We start from the raw sequence: 15,938 nt of genomic DNA on the forward strand, positions 1-15,938 counted from the left end.
CCTCGACACCGGACTCGTCGGCGTCCACGGCGACCCTCGCACCCTCGACCTGCGCGGCGGTGATACCCGGCGACGCGTCGGCGGGCCCGGAGGTGCACGCGGCAGTGGCCGCGACCAGACAGAACGAGAGAACCGCCGCCCCCACTCCTCGGTTGAAGTGGCGCACGGCGGTCCTCCTGACAGTCGGGAATCGATCCCGCTGGACCCTACATGGGCCTCAGGCGGTCTCGGTGATCGGCCGGTCGACCCAGCTCATCAGATCACGCAGCTTCTGGCCGGTGACCTCGATCGGATGCTCCGCGTTCTCCTTGCGGAGCTGCTCGAGCTCCTTGTTGCCACCCTCGACGTTGGCCACGAGACGCTTGGTGAAGGTGCCGTTCTGGATGTCGGCCAGGATCTCCTTCATGCGCTCCTTGGTACCGGCGTCGATGACGCGCGGGCCCGAGAGGTAGCCACCGAACTCAGCGGTGTCGGACACCGAGTAGTTCATGCGCGCGATGCCTCCCTCGTACATGAGGTCGACGATGAGCTTGAGCTCGTGCAGCACCTCGAAGTAGGCGAGCTCGGGGGCGTACCCCGCCTCGACCATGACCTCGAAACCCGTCTTGACGAGCTCCTCGGTACCGCCGCAGAGCACGGCCTGCTCACCGAACAGATCGGTCTCGGTCTCGTCCTTGAAGGTGGTCTTGATGACGCCCGCGCGGGTGCCGCCGATCGCCTTGGCGTAGGACAGCGCGAGCGCCTCGCCCTCGCCCTTCGGGTCCTGCTCCACGGCGATGAGCGCCGGGACGCCCTTGCCGTCGACGAACTGACGGCGCACCAGGTGGCCGGGACCCTTCGGGGCGACCATCGCGACGGTGACGCCCTCGGCGGGCGTGATCAGGCCGAAGTGGATGTTGAGGCCGTGGCCGAAGAACAGCGCGTCGCCGTCGCTGAGGTTGGGCTCGATGTCCTCGGTGAAGATCTGGGCCTGCGAGGTGTCGGGGGCGAGCAGCATGATGACGTCGGCCCACTTGCTGGCCTCGGCGGCGGTCATCACCGTGAGGCCGGCCTCCTCGGCCTTCGCGCGGGACTTGGACCCCTCACGCAGACCGATCGCGACCTCGACACCGGAGTCGCGCAGGCTCAGCGAGTGCGCGTGGCCCTGTGAGCCGTAACCGATGACGGCGACCTTGCGGCCCTGGATCAGCGACAGATCCGCCGAGTCGTCGTAGAACATCTCCACTGCCATGGTGGATTCCCTTCGTGTTGGTTCGTGAAGCCGAGACTTGTGTAGGAGTCGAGACTATCGAGTGGTGGTGATGGACTTGGGGCCGCGTCCCAGCGCGACCATGCCGGATTGCACGATCTCGCGGATCCCGTAGCCGTCGAGCATGCGCAGCAGCGCGTCGAGCTTGTCGGGGGTACCGGTGGCCTCGAGCGTGAGCGATTCCGGGGAGACGTCCACGACGTGGGCGCGGAAGAGACTGGCGATCTCGACGATCTGGCCACGATTGGTGGTGTCGGCGCGGACCTTGACCAGTGTGAGTTCCCGGGCAACCGAACCGGCCGGGTCCTGCTCCACGATCTTGATCACGTTGACCAGCTTGTTGAGCTGCTTGGTCACCTGTTCGAGGGGGAAGTCCTCGACGGCCACGACGATCGTCATCCGCGAGAGACCGTCGGTCTCCGTGGGACCCACCGCGAGGGACTCGATGTTGAACCCGCGCCGGGAGAACAGCGACGCCACGCGCGCGAGCACGCCGGGCTTGTCCTCCACCAGCACGCTCAGGGTGTGGGAGCGGGCGGTCACTGGTCCTCCTCCTGGGCGGCGAGCACGGCGGCGTCGATCCGCTCGGTCACATCGTGGACATCCGCGGCGTCGTCGGCCACGGAATCGGTGTCGTCGAACAGCGGCCGGATGTCCCGCGCCGCCATGATCTCGTCATTGGACGTGCCCGCGGCGACCATCGGCCACACCTGGGCGTCCTTGCCCACGATGAAGTCGATGAGCACCGGTCGGTCGTTGATCTCCCGGGCCCGGGCGATCACCTCATCGACGTCCTCCGCGCGGTCACATCGGAGCGCGACGCACCCCAGGGCCTCGCCGAGCTTCACGAAATCGGGGATGAGCATGGACTGGGTCGACAGGTCCGTCTGCGAGTAGCGCTGGTCGTAGAACAGCGTCTGCCACTGACGGACCATGCCGAGGTTGCCGTTGTTGATCAGGGCCACCTTGATGGGCGCGCCCTCGATCGCACAGGTGGCGAGTTCCTGGTTGGTCATCTGGAAGCAGCCGTCACCGTCGATCGCCCACACCTCGGCCTCCGGCCGACCGAACTTGGCGCCCATCGCGGCGGGCACCGAGTACCCCATGGTCCCGAGGCCGCCCGAGTTGAGCCACGTGCGCGGCTTCTCGTACTGCACGAACTGCGCGGCCCACATCTGATGCTGGCCGACCCCCGCGCAGTAGATCGCGTCCGGCCCGGCGGCCGCGCTGAGCCGCTCGATCACGAACTCCGGGGAGAGCGAACCGTCGGACTGCGGCCCGTAACCCAGCGGGTACTCGGACCGGATCTCGTCCAACTCGCCCACCCACCCGGTGGGCTCGTGCAGCGCGCCGGCATCGCGTTCCCCGCGCAGCGTCTGGACGAGCTCGACCAGCACCTCCTTGATGTCGCCGACGATCGGGACGTCGACGGCGCGGTTCTTGCCGATCTCCGCCGGATCGATATCGGCGTGGATGACCTTCGCCCCGGGCGCGAAGGTGTCGAGCTGGCCGGTCACCCGGTCGTCGAAACGGGCGCCCAGCGTGACGAGTAGATCCGACTTCTGGAGCGCGGCGACCGCGGCCACGGTGCCGTGCATGCCGGGCATGCCATAGTGGAGCCGGTGTGAATCGGGAAACGCGCCCCTCGCCATCAGCGTCGTGACCAGAGGGATTCCCGTGAGCTCCGCCAGGGCCAACAGCTCCGCCGAGGCGTCCGCCTTGATCACGCCCCCGCCGACGTAGAGGACCGGTCGCTCGGCCTTGGCGATGAGCCGTGCCGCCTCCCGGATCTGTTTGCCGTGGGGCTTGGTCACCGGCCGGTACCCGGGCAGCTTCATCTCCGGGGGCCAGGAGAAGGTCATCTCGGCCTGCAGGACGTCCTTGGGGATGTCCACCAGCACCGCGCCCGGTCGGCCGGTCTGCGCGATGTGGAACGCCTCCGCGATCATCCGCGGGATGTCCTCGCCGTGCGAGACGAGGAAGTTGTGCTTCGTGATCGGCATGGTGATGCCGGAGATGTCGGCCTCCTGGAAGCCGTCCGTGCCGATGAGCGCGGTGCCCACCTGCCCGGTGATGGCGACGATCGGAACCGAGTCCATCTGCGCGTCCGCGAGCGGCGTGACGAGGTTGGTGGCCCCCGGGCCCGAGGTGGCCATGCAGACGCCGACCCGGCCGGTGGCCTGCGCGTACCCGGTGGCCGCATGACCTGCGCCCTGCTCGTGCCGGACCAGCACGTGTCGGACCTTGACCGAGTCGTAGAGGGGATCGTAGACGGGCAGGATCGCGCCGCCGGGGATCCCGAAGACGACCTCGGTGCCGATCTCCTCGAGGGACCGGACCACCGCCTGGGCGCCCGTCATCCGCTCGGGGGCCGCGGACCGGGCCCTGTGCTCTGCACCCGGACGGGGTCCGGGCTGTGCCGTTGGTGCGCTCACTTCAACTGTCCTTCATGGTGGTCGTGGAGCTGACGTTCGTCGCCGCACCCGGTCCGGTGGGACCAGGGGAACCCGGCAACAAAAAACCCCCGACGGCCACGGGGGCCGGCGAGGGTGCGCGTCGACGGAAAGCCAGGTAGCGGCTCAGGCGCCGACGCGCCGGCCGAGTACTAGACCGTTCCAGGTGTTCACGCGCTCAGGTTAGGCCCCGGCCGTCACGGTCGTCAACTCGTGGATACCCGATCCCACATCGTGGACCGTGAGACAGTGGAGGGCATCATGAGCGCCCCATTCAGAGCACCCCACCCGGAATCCACGCCGAGCGACCGCGCACTGTTCCGGGTCAACCCCATGTCCTACGCCGTCATCGCCGTCGTCGGCCTGGCGATCCTCTGGCCCGTCAGCACCTACCCCGTCGCTCTCGGGTGGCTCGTGCTGCTCCCGATCGCGTTCGGGTGGTGGATCGCGCGGACCAACACCAGACTCGACGAGGACGGTGTCCACCTGTCGTCCTGGCGGGCGCGCAGGTTCGTGCCGTGGGACGAGGTCAAGGGGGTGCTGTTCCCCAAGAACGGCTTCGCCCGCCTGGTCACCACCACCGACCACTCATTCCCGATGGGCGGGGTCTCGTTCCACGATCTCCCCCGGCTCTCGGTCGCCAGTCGGGGGCGCATCCGCGACCCCTACTCCGCCTCGCGGACCGACGACGTCGGCTGAGCGACGGCCCGCCGGCACCCGCTCCGCCACGGCCTGACGCCGCATCCCCATCCGTTCGTACAGCAGGGTGATCACCACCCCTGCGAGAAGTCCCGCCACGCCCCAGCCACCGAGCACCCAGACCGCGTGTCCCAGACCCGCGTCCCAGCTCGAGTCGAAGAACATGACGGAGCGGATCCCCAGGTAGGCCTGGTGCATCGGTTGGAGGTTCCCGATCGCCACGAACACCTGCGGAAGCATCTGGGTCGGGGTGGCGCCTCCCGACGTGGGGATGCCCAGCACCACGAAGACCACGAGGTTGACCAGCAGGCCGGCGTTGCCGATCGCCGCGATGATGGTGTGGGCACAGATCCCGACCGCGACGATGACCAGGTTCGAGAACCAGAACAGGTGCCACGGGTCGTACCCCGTGACCCCGATGATGTGTGCGACGAGAAGGGTCAGCCCGGACACGAGCGGGGCCGTCACCAGCGTCACCACCCATTTGCGGGCGAGGGTCTGGAGCCGACCGAACGGGGCCACGTGGACGTGCAGCGCCAGCGGTCCGATCTCCAGCGGGATGAACCCCAGACGGGCGTCGAGCACGGCGGAGATGATCATCGCCCCGGTGAACCCCGCGAGCACGACGATCAGCGCGTAGAACATCGGCAGCGAGGCGTTCGACACCCCCTCCGGCAGCGGGTTCCACGCCACCACGTCGATCCCCACCGGATCCTGGAGCGCGAGAGTCGCCGCGGCCCCGATCGTCCTGCCCTCCGCCTCGGCGAGCAGCTGCGAGTCCTGGAGGATCCTGGATCCCATCCGATCGCGCAACGACTCCTGCATCGCGTCCGCCATGGTGTTCATGACCTGACTCGACACGATCGAGACCCGGGGGGAGTACTCGAGGGTGATGTGCGCGGGCGCGGGGGGCTCGGCGGCGTCCCCCGCCTCGGTGGCGGCCGCCTCGACCAGGCCGACCACCCGCTCACTCAGATCCGCGGGGATCGTCACCGCGCCGAAGTACGTCCCGTTGCGCAGACCTTCCTCCGCCGTATCGGGATCCACGACGTGCAGCCGGATCCTCTCCCAGTCGTTGTTCTGCAGCAGGCCGGCGGTGATCTGTGATCCCACGTCGAGCTCCCGCACCCCGACCGGGGTGTCCAACGACGCGCCGGCGTCGGAGTCCACCACCGCCACGGGGATGTGGCGGGCATGGGCCTGGGGGTCCGCGGTGCCTCCGAGGTACATGAACGACAGGAGGAAGAACAATCCGCAGACCAGGACGACGGCGCCCGCGGAGTGCGAGACGAACTCGCGGACGCCTCCGGTGTGGCCCGAGTCGGTCACGTCGGTCGAGTCGGTCATGGTGAACCTCATTCGTGTGGAACGCCGGTCGGTCTCTCGCCCGACCGGAACGAAGCTACTCCTGCCTCCGGGGGTACTGTGTACCCGTCCCCTCGAGCGCTCCGCCGCACGTCACGGGCCCGGTCGCAGGACCGACCCCCTGGCGGTTCCCCGGTCCTGTCGCGGTGCTGCTCAGACGGGGCGCACGTCCCGTAGTCCTGAGAACCGATCGAGGTCCCATGCCCGCCCTGAGGTCACGTACCAGCACAGCCGGACGCAACGCGGCGGGGGCGCGCGCCCTGTGGCGCGCCACCGGCATGACCGACGCCGACTTCGGCAAGCCGATCATCGCGGTGGCCAACTCGTACACCCAGTTCGTCCCGGGGCATGTGCACCTGAAGAACGTCGGCGAGATCGTCGCCGAGCAGATCACCGCGGCGGGCGGCGTCGCGCGGGAGTTCCACACCATCGCCGTGGACGACGGCATCGCCATGGGCCACGCGGGCATGTTGTACTCGCTGCCGAGCCGCGAGATCATCGCCGACTCCGTCGAGTACATGGTGAACGCCCACACGGCCGATGCACTGGTGTGTATCTCCAACTGCGACAAGATCACCCCGGGCATGCTCAACGCGGCGATGCGACTGAACATCCCCACGGTGTTCGTCTCCGGTGGACCCATGGAGTCCGGGTTCTCGGTGGTCGTCGACGGCGTGGTCAAGGCCGGCTCCGACCTCATCACCGCGATCTCCGCCTCGGCCAACACGGCGGTCGGGCAGGAGGACCTCGACACGATCGAACGCTCGGCGTGCCCCACGTGCGGATCCTGCTCGGGCATGTTCACCGCCAATTCGATGAACTGCCTCACCGAAGCCCTGGGGCTGTCCCTCCCGGGCAACGGCTCGACCCTCGCCACCCACAGCGCACGGCGGGAGCTCTTCGCCGAGGCGGGCCGGCTCATCGTGGAGCTGTGCACGCGGTACTACCGCGACGACGACGAGTCCGTCCTCCCCCGCGCGGTGGCCACCAGGGAGGCCTTCACCAACGCCATGGCGCTGGACGTCGCGATGGGCGGCTCCACCAACACCGTGCTGCACATCCTGGCCGCCGCGCAGGAGGGCGAGGTGGACTTCGACCTGTCCGACATCGAGCGGATCTCCCGCCGGATCCCCTGCCTGGCCAAGGTCGCACCCAACTCCGACTACTACATGGAACACGTCCACCGGGCCGGCGGCATCCCGGCGATCCTCGGCGAGTTGTTCCGCGGTGGGCTGCTGGAGACCGACGTCCATTCCGTCCACTCCCCCTCGCTCGAGCAGTACATCGCGGACTGGGACATCCGTGGTGGCTCGGCCACCGAGAAGGCCGTCGAGTTGTTCCACGCCGCCCCGGGCGGGGTCCGGACGATCGAACCGTTCTCCACGGACAACCGCTGGGAGTCACTCGACACGGACGCCGTGCGCGGGTGCATCCATTCCGTCGAGCACCCGGCCACCGCAGAGGGCGGGCTGGCCGTGCTGCGCGGGAACATCGCCCCGGACGGATCGGTCTTCAAGACGGCCGGCGTCTCCGAGGAGAACTTCCACTTCAGCGGCCCCGCCCGGGTCGTGGAGTCCCAGGAGCAGGCGGTCTCGGTGATCCTCAACAAGACCCTGCGGCCCGGTGAGGTGCTGGTGGTGCTGTACGAGGGTCCCGCCGGCGGGCCGGGGATGCAGGAGATGCTCCACCCCACCGCGTTCATCAAGGGCGCCGGCCTGGGGACCAAATGCGCACTCATCACCGACGGACGGTTCTCCGGGGGCTCGTCGGGCCTGTCCATCGGGCACATCGCGCCCGAGGCCGCGGCCGGTGGCCCGATCGGGTTGATCCGGGACGGGGACGTGGTGACGATCGACGTGGCCACCCGATCCATCTCGGTGGACGTCGACGACGACGAGTTGAACCGCCGCCGGGCGGCCAAGGGGCCCACCCCCTGGCGCCCGGGCTCCCGCGACCGTAAGGTCTCCTCCGCGCTGCGGGCCTACGCCTCCATGGCGTCGTCCGCGGACAAGGGTGCGGTCCGGATCCTGCCCGACTGATCCTCGTTCGGGCCCCCGCGGTCCCGGCCCTCAGCCGGCGGTGACCGCGGGGCTGTCGGTGGTGGACGTCAGCGGATTGGTGCCGTTGAGCAGGTACCAGATCACTCCCGCCGCGATGGCGGCCAGCAGCAGCCAGATCGCGCCGCTGAACCGGGGGCGGTGCGACCATCGCCACTTACGGTCGACAGACCACCGTCCGGGACCCGCGAACAGCAGGGCGAGCAGCGCCGCGATGTACAGCACCGACGTCTCCAGCCCACGGCTCGTCTCACCGAGTAGAGGAATGGGGTCGCCGCCGGTGAGCCGGACGGCGAGGCCCAGACCGACGATGCCGAGCAACCCCGCCGCCGCGACCGGAGTGGCCAGGCCCACGACGAGCAGAGTCCCCGCGACCAGCTCGACGACGCCGCCGGTGATCGCGAGGAGCCGGGCCTGTTCGAAGCCCGACTCGGTGAGGGTCTGCGTGAACCCGTCGAGACCCGGGCCCCCGAACAGACCGAAGAGCTTCTGCAGACCCCGCATCGCCAGCAGGACGCCCACCGCGAGACGCAGGAGGAACAACCCGAAGTCCGCCGTGCCGCGCCGCGGGATCTCGTCCCGGGTCTCGGGGGCGATGGTGGTGGGCTGGTCACCGAACGGCAGCGGCGTCGACGTGTCGTAGGCACCGGAGTCCGGGTAGTGGGAGTAATCCGTCCGGGTCGCCGCCGGGAATGCCGTGGTCGCCGAGTCCGCGGATCCCGGGCTGGGACCGGTCCTCGTGGCCTCGGGGACGTCGAGCGGGTAGTCGACGTCGTGGATCATCTCGGTTCGGGCGTCGTCTCCGGGCGTTGAGGAAGTCACCCTGCGACCATAGGCCGCTTCCCGGGCACCCGCACCCAGGACACGGCGCACCGTAGTCTTGTCGTCATGAGATCGCTCTCGCTGCTGGTGGTCCTGGTCATGGTGACGGCCGGGTGCGCGAGGTTCGACGATCGTCTCGAGGCCCCCTTCACCCCCGCACCGGGCCCGGGGATGGATGCGGGCCCACCGTCCACCCCGCCGGGGATCCCCCCGCCGACCTCGTCTCCGCGCCCGGACGAGCAGGACACACCGCCGGCGACCGGTCCGTGTGTGGACCCGGATCCTGCCGTCATCGCGACATGCCTCGAGCCGGCCGTCGCGGTCGCCGGCCTCGGAGAGCGGGCGCTGGTGGCGGAGTCGACGGGGGCCGTCAAGATCGTCTCGGTGGACGGTCCTCCCGAGGACTTCGGCCGGGTCGACCCGCGTGGCGGTCGCGTGGCGGCCGTGGCGCCCTCCCCGGACTTCACCCAGGACAGGCTGCTGTATCTCCTCGTCGTCGGCGACGGCCCCTCCAGGGTCGAACGACTCGCGCGCGGGGATGCGCCCAGGACGGTCGCCGAACTCGCCCCCGCCGAGACCGGGGGCCTCGCGTTCGTCGACGCGGTCCTGACGGTGGGCGTGGGCTCCGACGTCGTGAGATTCCCCGGGTTCAGGGGCATCGGTACCGCGCAGAACCCTGAGGTCGTCGCCCGTGACGTGGGTCGGATCACCGGACTGTGCACCCATGGGTCCGAGCTCTACCTCGCCGCCGTCACCGACCGCGGTGCGGTGATACGGAGCGCCGATCGCGTCATCTGGACCTGGCCCGACCAGCGTTCGGCCGGAGGGTGCGCCGCGGCTCAGGACTCACTCGCCCTGGCGTTGCCGGACGGCGAACGCGCCGACACCCTCGCCCTGACCGGTGGGGCGGCGCGCGGCCAACCCGAGCCGCTGGCCGAGGGCCGCTACGGCCGTATCACCGGGCTGGCGGCGGTCGGTGACGGGGTGCTGCTGGGCGGGACCACCAACAAGAGCGGTGGCTCGCCGGTCCCCACCGATGACCGCGCCGTCATCCTGCCTCAGGCCGCTGGCGGCGGCGGCGACGCCCGCACCTGAGACCGGGGCCTGGCGGTACACCTAGCCGCAGGCGGCGATGACCAGTTCCTTGACCCTCGCCGGATCCGCCTGACCACGGGTGGCCTTCATGACCGCACCCACGATCGCCCCGGCCGCCTGGACCTTCCCGGAGCGGATCTTGTCCGCGATATCCGGCTGCGCGGCGAGGGCGTCGTCGACGGCCTTCTGCAGGGCGGAGTCGTCACGGACCACCTCGAGGCCCCTGTCCGCCACGACGCGGTCGGGCTCGCCCTCGCCGTCCAGGACCGCGTCCACGACCTGACGGGCGAGCTTGTTGGTGAGCCTGCCCTCCGCCACCAGCTCGATGACGCGTGCGACCTGGGCCGGGGTGATCTCCAACCCCTGCAGGCCCACGCCACGCTTGTTGGCCTGCTGGGACAGGTAGGACACCCACCACGAGCGGGCCTCTGTGGGCGCCGCGCCGGCGTCGACGGTGGCGAGGATCAGGTCCAGGGCCCCGGCGTTGACCAGGTCGCGCATCTCCTCATCCGAGACGCCCCACTCCGCCTGCACCCGCGCGCGGCGCAGCCACGGCAGCTCGGGCAACCCGGCTCGGATCTTCTCGACGAGCTCGTCGAGCGGTTCGACAGGGGCGAGGTCGGGCTCGGGGAAGTACCGGTAGTCCTCGGCGGACTCTTTGGGCCTGCCCGCCGTGGTGGTGCCATCGGATTCGTGGAAGTGCCGCGTCTCGAGCACCACCTGACCGCCGGAGGTCAGGACGTCCGCCTGTCGGCACATCTCGTGCCGGACGGCGATTTCGACGCTCCGCAGGGAGTTGACGTTCTTCGTCTCCGTGCGGGTCCCGAACTCGGTGGCCCCCTTGGGCATCAGCGAGACGTTGGCGTCACACCGCATCGATCCCTGGTCCATGCGGACATCGGAGACGTCGAGACTGCGGAGCAGGTCACGCAACGCGGAGACGTAGGCGCGGGCGATCTCCGGTGCACGCTCCCCCGCCCCGACGATCGGTTTGGAGACGATCTCGATCAGCGGAACGCCGGCGCGGTTGAAGTCGAGCAGCGAATGGGTGGCGCCGTGGATCCGGCCGGTGGCCGAGCCGACATGGGTGGACTTGCCGGTGTCCTCCTCCATGTGCGCCCGCTCTATCTCGACGCGCCAGGTGGTGCCGTCGTCGAGCTGGACGTCGAGGAACCCGTCGTGGGCGATCGGTTCGTCGTACTGCGAGATCTGGTAGTTCTTCGGCTGGTCCGGGTAGAAGTAGTTCTTGCGTGCGAACCGGCTGTACGGCGCGATCGAACACCCCAGGGCCAAGCCGATCTTGATGGCCCATTCCACGGCCTGGCCATTGACCACCGGCAGCGCCCCCGGCAATCCGATGCACACCGGGCACACCTGCGTGTTGGGGTCCGCTCCGAACGCCGTCGGGCACCCGCAGAACATCTTGGTGGCGGTGTGCAACTCGACGTGCACCTCCATACCCATGACGGGATCGAAACGTGACACGACCTCGGTGAACTCCATGCGGAACAATCTAGCCGAAGAGGCAGGCGGCCTCGCGGTAGCGGTCCTCGGGCACGGTCTTGAGCACGGCGACGGCCTCGGCGACCGGCACCATCTCGATGGACTCCCCTCGCAGCGCCACCACCTGTCCGAAGTCCCCACGGTGGGCGGCGTGTGCCGCGTGGACGCCATATCGGGTCGCCAGGACGCGGTCGTACGCGGTCGGGGTCCCCCCGCGCTGGATGTGCCCCAGGACGGTGGTGCGGACGTCGCGGTTCATCCGCTCGGCGATCGCCGACGCCATCTGGTCGGCGACACCGGTGAACACCCGGTGCCCGAACTGGTCGGTGCCGCCACTCCGCAAGGTCATCCCCGAGCCCTCGGCGGGAGTGGCTCCCTCCGCGACCACGCAGATCCCGTACGCCTCCCCCATCTGGAACCGACGCTTCATCACCTTGCACACGTAGTCGATGTCGAACGGCACCTCCGGGATGACGATCATGTGCGCCCCGGACGCGAGCCCGGAGTGCAGGGCGATCCACCCGGCATGCCGCCCCATCACCTCCACCAGCATCACCCGCTCGTGGGACTCCGCCGTGGTGTGCAGCCGGTCGATCGCGTCGGACGCGATCGACACCGCGGTGTCGAAGCCGAACGTGTAGTCGGTCCCGGCGACATCGTTGTCGATGGTCTTCGGCACCCCGACGACCGGGATGCCGTTCTCCGTGAGCCATCTGGCGGCCCTCAGCGTGCCGTCGCCACCGATCGCCACCAGTGCGTCGAGGGAATGACGCGCGAGGGTCCGGCGGATCTGCGGCAGGCTCGCGGTGAGGATGTCCGGGTTGAGCCGTCCCGTTCCGAGGATGGTGCCCCCGCGGAGCAGGATGCGGTCGATCCCCTCGTCGTCGAACAGTGGCACCGCGCGGTCGTGGACCAACCCCGCCCACCCGTCCTGGAACCCCAGGACCGGCGAGTCGTACTCGGAGTTGGCGGTCCGCACCAACGCCCGGATGACCGCGTTGAGCCCGGGACAGTCCCCACCTGCGGTCAGCACGCCTATACGCACGACGGACTCCTCTCGGTTCTCCAGCAGTCTAGGGCCGGGGCCTGCTCACCGCGCGAGCGCCCGGTGACTGTTCACCGGTACGAAACGCCATCGTGGCGAGGCCACCGAGCAGGACCACCACGGCGGGGAGGAACATGGCGTCCGCGACCGCCTGCCCAACGTCGCCGTGGACGACCAGCCGTGCTTGCATCAACGCGCCGATCGCCGCGGATCCCAGGACGGCGCCCACCTGGCGGGTGGTGTTGTACACCCCCGAGCCCGCCCCCGCGGAGGCGAGCTCGAGTCGCCGCATCGCGGTCGATGACGTGGGCGCCCAGACACACCCGTTGGCCACCCCCATCAACGCGATGGGTCCGAGCAACACTGGGATGGAGCTCTGCGAGTCCATGACCAGCGCCAACCAGAACAAGGAGATCGCGTAGGAGAAGTACCCGATCCCCGTGAACAGCCGCGCGTCGATCCTGTCCGCCCAGCGTCCGACGACCGGTGCGAGGACGCCGGCGATCAGTGCCATGGGTAACAGCATCAGGCCCGCGCGCGTGGCACTGAGGTCTTTGACCCCCTGGAGGTAAAACATCAGGGGGACCATGGTCCCCGCGGTGACGAAGCCGATCGTGGAGACCCCGAAGGTCCCGATCGAGAAGTTCCGGTCCCGGAACAGACGTAGAGGGACCAGCGGCTCGGTACGCACCCGTGACTGCCACCAGAGGAACGCCGCCAGGCCCGCCGCGCCGGCCAGGATCAACACGAGGGTGGTCCCCGCCCATCCGTGGGACTCGCCCTGCTGGATCCCGAAGACCAGCAGGAACATACCCACGGCTGACAGGGCGATACCCGGGACGTCGTAGGAGTGCGAGCGGGTCTCGAGCCTCGGGACCCACCGCCACACCAGGATCACCGCGAGGACCCCGAAGGGGATGTTGATGAAGAAGATGGCCCGCCAGTCGAACGCGTCGATGAGGACCCCACCCAACACGGGACCGACGACCGAGGCGATACCCGCGACCGCCCCCCAGGCGCCCATCGCCGCCCCGCGGCGCGCCGGGGCGAAGATCCTGGTGATCACGCTGAGCGATTGGGGGGTGAGTAGCGCGGCGCCGAGGCCCTGGAAGACCCTCGCCACGATGAGTGTCTCGATGCTGCCCGCCAGTCCACACCACAGGGAGGCACTCGTGAACAGCACGAGTCCCGCGATTGACACCGTGCGCGGGCCGATCTGGTCGCCCAGTCGTCCCGTGAACAACAGTGGCACGACGTAGGCCAGCAGGTAGGCGCTCGTCACCCAGATGACCTGGTTGGTCGACGCGCCGAGCTGCGAGACGAAGGCATCGGTGGCGACCGCGACGATCGTCTGGTCCACCAGGATCATGAAGAACCCGATGACGAGCGCCGTCAGAGCCTTCCATGCGTCCCTCTCGGGGACTGTGGTCACGCGATCGGGCCTCTCGCCGCCTCGAAGGCGGCGCCCACCCGGTACAACCGGTCGTCGGCCAGTGCGGGGGCCATGATCTGGAGACCCGCCGGGAGCCCGTCGACGAGCCCGGACGGGACGGACATCCCGCAGTGCCCGGCGAGGTTGAGCGGAAGGGTGCAGAGGTCGAACTGGTACATGGCCACCGGGTCCTCGACCTTGGCCCCCAGCGGGAACGCGGTGGTGGGCGTGGTGGGCGAGATCAGGACGTCCACCTTCTCGTAGGCGGCGTCGAAATCCCGGGCGATGAGCGTGCGGACCTTCTGCGCCTGGCCGTAGAAGGCGTCGTAGTACCCGGCGGAGAGGGCGTAGGTGCCGAGCATGATGCGGCGTTTGACCTCCGGGCCGAACCCGGCTTCCCGGCTCGCCGCCATGACCTGGTCCGCCGATCCCTCGCCGACCCGCAGGCCGTACCGCATGGCGTCGAACCGGGCGAGGTTGCTCGACACCTCGGAGGGCAGGATCAGGTAGTAGGCCGGGAGCGCGTACCGGAAGTTCGGGCACGAGACCTCGACCACCTCGGCGCCCAGGCCCCGCAGGGTGTCGACCGAGTCGCGGAACGACGCCTCGATCCCCGGCTGGTACCCCTCCCCGGCGAACTCGGAGACGACGCCCACGCGCACACCCGACAGGTCTCCCCGCGCACCCTCTCGGGCCGCGCGGACCATGTCGGGGATCGCCACGTCGACGCTGGTCGAATCTCGCGGGTCGTGACCGGCGATGACCTGGTGCAGAAGCGCCGTGTCCTCGACGGTGCGGCCGCATGGCCCGCCCTGGTCGAGCGACGACGCGCAGGCCACGAGGCCGTACCTGGACACGGTGCCGTACGTGGGCTTGACCCCCACCGTGGCGGTGAGCGCGGCGGGCTGACGGATGGAGCCCCCGGTGTCGGTGCCGATGGCGATCGGTGCCTGGTGTGACGCCAGGGCCGCGGCGGAGCCACCACCGGAGCCACCAGGGGTCCGGCTGGTGTCCCACGGGTTGCGCGTCGGGCCGTATGCCGAGTTCTCGGTCGAGGACCCCATGGCGAACTCGTCCATGTTGGTCTTGCCGAGGATCGGGAGCCCCGCGCTCCGCAGCCTGGCGGTGACCGTGGCGTCGTACGGCGAGCGGTATCCCTCGAGCATCCGTGAGCCACACGTGGTGGGCGCGTCGGTGGTGGTGAACACGTCCTTGAGGGCCACCGGGACCCCGGCCAGCGGTCCGAGTTCCTCGCCCGCCGCGCGTCGGGCGTCCACGGCGCGCGCGGCGTCGAGGGCCTCGTCTGCTCCGACGTGGAGGAAGGCGTTGATCTCCCCGTCGACCTCCGAGATCCGCTCGAGGTGTGCCCGGGTGACCTCCTCGGAGGAGATCTCCCCCGCCGCGATCCGGCGGGCCAGTTCCGCGGCGGTGGCGGTGGTGAGCGACGTCATGCCTCCTCCCCCAGGATCTGCGGGACCTCGAAGCGCTGCTGGTCCGCGGCCGGCGCCTGGTCGAGCGCCTGGTCCGGGGTCAGCCCCGGCGTGACCACGTCGGCGCGGTACACGTTGGAGATCGCGGTGGGGTGGCTCATCGCCGGGACGTCGTCCGCCGCAACCTCGGAGACCGCCTGCACGTGGTCGAGGATGTCGGTGAGCTGTCGCGCGAACGACTCCAGCTCGGCGTCGCTCAGTTCCAGGCGGGAGAGCCTGGCCAGATGCGCGACGTCCCCGCGTGAGATCGAGGTCACGTGTGTAGTCCCTTCGGCGTGGCGTGTCGGTACCGGCCCAGCCTAGTCAGGCCCTCGGAGTGCGGCACAATGGGCGCCATGTCTTATCTGCTCCGCGTCCTGCTACCCGATCGTCCGGGGAGCCTCGGCTCCCTCGCGGTCGCACTGGGAACCGCCGGCGCGGACATCATCAGCCTCGACGTGGTGGACAGGTTCGACGGTGTGGCCGTGGACGACATCGTGGTGAACGTCCCCAACGGCACCTTCCCCGACACCCTGATCACCGCCGCCGAGCAGCTCGACGGCGTCATGGTGGACTCGCTGCGGCCGTTCGGCGGGATCCTCGACGCGCACCGCGAGCTCGAGCTCATCGACGCGGTGGCGGGCGCGGGTGCCGGTGCGGACCAGATGCTCGCGGACGAGTTGCCTGCCGCGCTGCGCCTCGGGTGGGCGCTCGTGGTGGAGGAGACGGCCGACGGGTGCCGACTGATC

Annotated in this window: 13 protein-coding genes and 1 pseudogene; 4 read left to right on the forward strand and 10 right to left on the reverse strand. The window is 69.6% G+C overall.

The features are described 5' to 3' along the window. Positions 1-217: 217 nt before the first annotated feature. The 3 genes from ilvC to G6019_RS03550 are packed head-to-tail and all read right to left on the reverse strand — an operon-like array spanning position 218 to position 3,684. Complete coding sequence (gene ilvC, locus G6019_RS03540; RefSeq protein ID WP_107756690.1) at positions 218-1,231, reverse strand: ketol-acid reductoisomerase; 1,014 nt, start codon at positions 1,229-1,231, stop codon at positions 218-220. A 54-nt stretch (positions 1,232-1,285) separates the two neighbouring features. Then, positions 1,286-1,792: an acetolactate synthase small subunit gene (gene ilvN, locus G6019_RS03545; RefSeq protein WP_017837033.1), complete on the reverse strand. Its 507-nt coding sequence runs from the start codon at positions 1,790-1,792 to the stop codon at positions 1,286-1,288. After that, positions 1,789-3,684, reverse strand: coding sequence for an acetolactate synthase large subunit (locus G6019_RS03550; RefSeq protein WP_182611896.1), 1,896 nt, complete (start codon positions 3,682-3,684; stop codon positions 1,789-1,791). Before G6019_RS03550 ends, ilvN begins: the two co-directional genes overlap by 4 nt. Before the next feature lie 279 nt (positions 3,685-3,963). On the opposite strand from G6019_RS03550, the gene G6019_RS03555 reads away from it, so the two are divergent. Continuing rightward, positions 3,964-4,401: a PH domain-containing protein gene (locus G6019_RS03555; protein ID WP_182611895.1), complete on the forward strand. Its 438-nt coding sequence runs from the start codon at positions 3,964-3,966 to the stop codon at positions 4,399-4,401. Here the strand turns inward: G6019_RS03555 and G6019_RS03560 are convergent. Next, a complete protein-coding gene (locus tag G6019_RS03560; RefSeq protein WP_241725860.1) occupies positions 4,291-5,748 on the reverse strand; it encodes a YhgE/Pip domain-containing protein in 1,458 nt (485 codons plus the stop codon). The genes G6019_RS03555 and G6019_RS03560 overlap by 111 nt on opposite strands. A gap of 218 nt (positions 5,749-5,966) precedes the next feature. Between G6019_RS03560 and ilvD the strand changes: the two genes are divergently transcribed. Continuing rightward, positions 5,967-7,805: a dihydroxy-acid dehydratase gene (gene ilvD / locus G6019_RS03565; RefSeq protein ID WP_182611893.1), complete on the forward strand. Its 1,839-nt coding sequence runs from the start codon at positions 5,967-5,969 to the stop codon at positions 7,803-7,805. Positions 7,806-7,835: 30 nt separating this feature from the next. Here the strand turns inward: ilvD and G6019_RS03570 are convergent, their stop codons facing one another. Beyond that, positions 7,836-8,645, reverse strand: a complete 810-nt coding sequence (locus G6019_RS03570; RefSeq protein WP_309230145.1) for a DoxX family protein — start codon at positions 8,643-8,645, stop codon at positions 7,836-7,838. A gap of 66 nt (positions 8,646-8,711) precedes the next feature. Here G6019_RS03570 and G6019_RS03575 point away from each other — a divergent pair, with 66 nt between their 5' ends. Continuing rightward, on the forward strand, positions 8,712-9,740 hold the full coding sequence (locus tag G6019_RS03575; RefSeq protein WP_182611892.1) for an oxidoreductase: 1,029 nt from the start codon (positions 8,712-8,714) through the stop codon (positions 9,738-9,740). 21 nt (positions 9,741-9,761) lie between these two features. On the opposite strand, the gene gatB is transcribed toward G6019_RS03575, so the two are convergent. The 5 genes from gatB to gatC are packed head-to-tail and all read right to left on the reverse strand — an operon-like array spanning position 9,762 to position 15,467. Beyond that, complete coding sequence (gene gatB / locus G6019_RS03580) at positions 9,762-11,243, reverse strand: Asp-tRNA(Asn)/Glu-tRNA(Gln) amidotransferase subunit GatB (protein WP_107758116.1); 1,482 nt, start codon at positions 11,241-11,243, stop codon at positions 9,762-9,764. Between the two features lie 10 nt (positions 11,244-11,253). Further along, positions 11,254-12,288 (reverse strand): ATP-dependent 6-phosphofructokinase, encoded by a 1,035-nt coding sequence (locus tag G6019_RS03585; protein ID WP_107756697.1) that lies wholly within the window; start codon positions 12,286-12,288, stop codon positions 11,254-11,256. A 28-nt stretch (positions 12,289-12,316) separates the two neighbouring features. After that, a complete protein-coding gene (locus G6019_RS03590) occupies positions 12,317-13,720 on the reverse strand; it encodes a DHA2 family efflux MFS transporter permease subunit (protein WP_107756698.1) in 1,404 nt (467 codons plus the stop codon). Continuing rightward, a complete protein-coding gene (gene gatA, locus G6019_RS03595) occupies positions 13,717-15,171 on the reverse strand; it encodes an Asp-tRNA(Asn)/Glu-tRNA(Gln) amidotransferase subunit GatA (RefSeq protein ID WP_182611891.1) in 1,455 nt (484 codons plus the stop codon). Before gatA ends, G6019_RS03590 begins: the two co-directional genes overlap by 4 nt. Beyond that, the gene (gene gatC / locus G6019_RS03600) at positions 15,168-15,467 is read right to left on the reverse strand and encodes an Asp-tRNA(Asn)/Glu-tRNA(Gln) amidotransferase subunit GatC (RefSeq protein WP_107756700.1); all 300 of its coding nucleotides are present in this window, start codon (positions 15,465-15,467) and stop codon (positions 15,168-15,170) included. The genes gatA and gatC overlap by 4 nt, the downstream gene beginning before the upstream one ends. Positions 15,468-15,545: 78 nt before the next feature. On the opposite strand from gatC, the pseudogene G6019_RS03605 reads away from it, so the two are divergent. After that, a pseudogene (locus G6019_RS03605) lies at positions 15,546-15,938 on the forward strand (amino acid-binding protein); the annotation flags it as partial.

The sequence above is a fragment of the Dietzia sp. DQ12-76 genome, from assembly GCF_014145045.1.
In the GTDB taxonomy this organism is placed as follows: Bacteria; Actinomycetota; Actinomycetes; order Mycobacteriales; family Mycobacteriaceae; genus Dietzia.

What these genes read in the sequence shown, in the direction of transcription:
- ilvC (WP_107756690.1), bottom strand. Translation starts at nt 1,231, where the DNA reads ATGGCAGTGGAGATGTTCTACGACGACTCGGCGGATCTGTCGCTGATC.
- G6019_RS03555 (WP_182611895.1), top strand. Translation starts at nt 3,964, where the DNA reads ATGAGCGCCCCATTCAGAGCACCCCACCCGGAATCCACGCCGAGCGAC.
- G6019_RS03560 (WP_241725860.1), bottom strand. Translation starts at nt 5,748, where the DNA reads ATGACCGACTCGACCGACGTGACCGACTCGGGCCACACCGGAGGCGTC.
- ilvD (WP_182611893.1), top strand. Translation starts at nt 5,967, where the DNA reads ATGCCCGCCCTGAGGTCACGTACCAGCACAGCCGGACGCAACGCGGCG.
- G6019_RS03575 (WP_182611892.1), top strand. Translation starts at nt 8,712, where the DNA reads ATGAGATCGCTCTCGCTGCTGGTGGTCCTGGTCATGGTGACGGCCGGG.
- gatB (WP_107758116.1), bottom strand. Translation starts at nt 11,243, where the DNA reads ATGGAGTTCACCGAGGTCGTGTCACGTTTCGATCCCGTCATGGGTATG.
- gatA (WP_182611891.1), bottom strand. Translation starts at nt 15,171, where the DNA reads ATGACGTCGCTCACCACCGCCACCGCCGCGGAACTGGCCCGCCGGATC.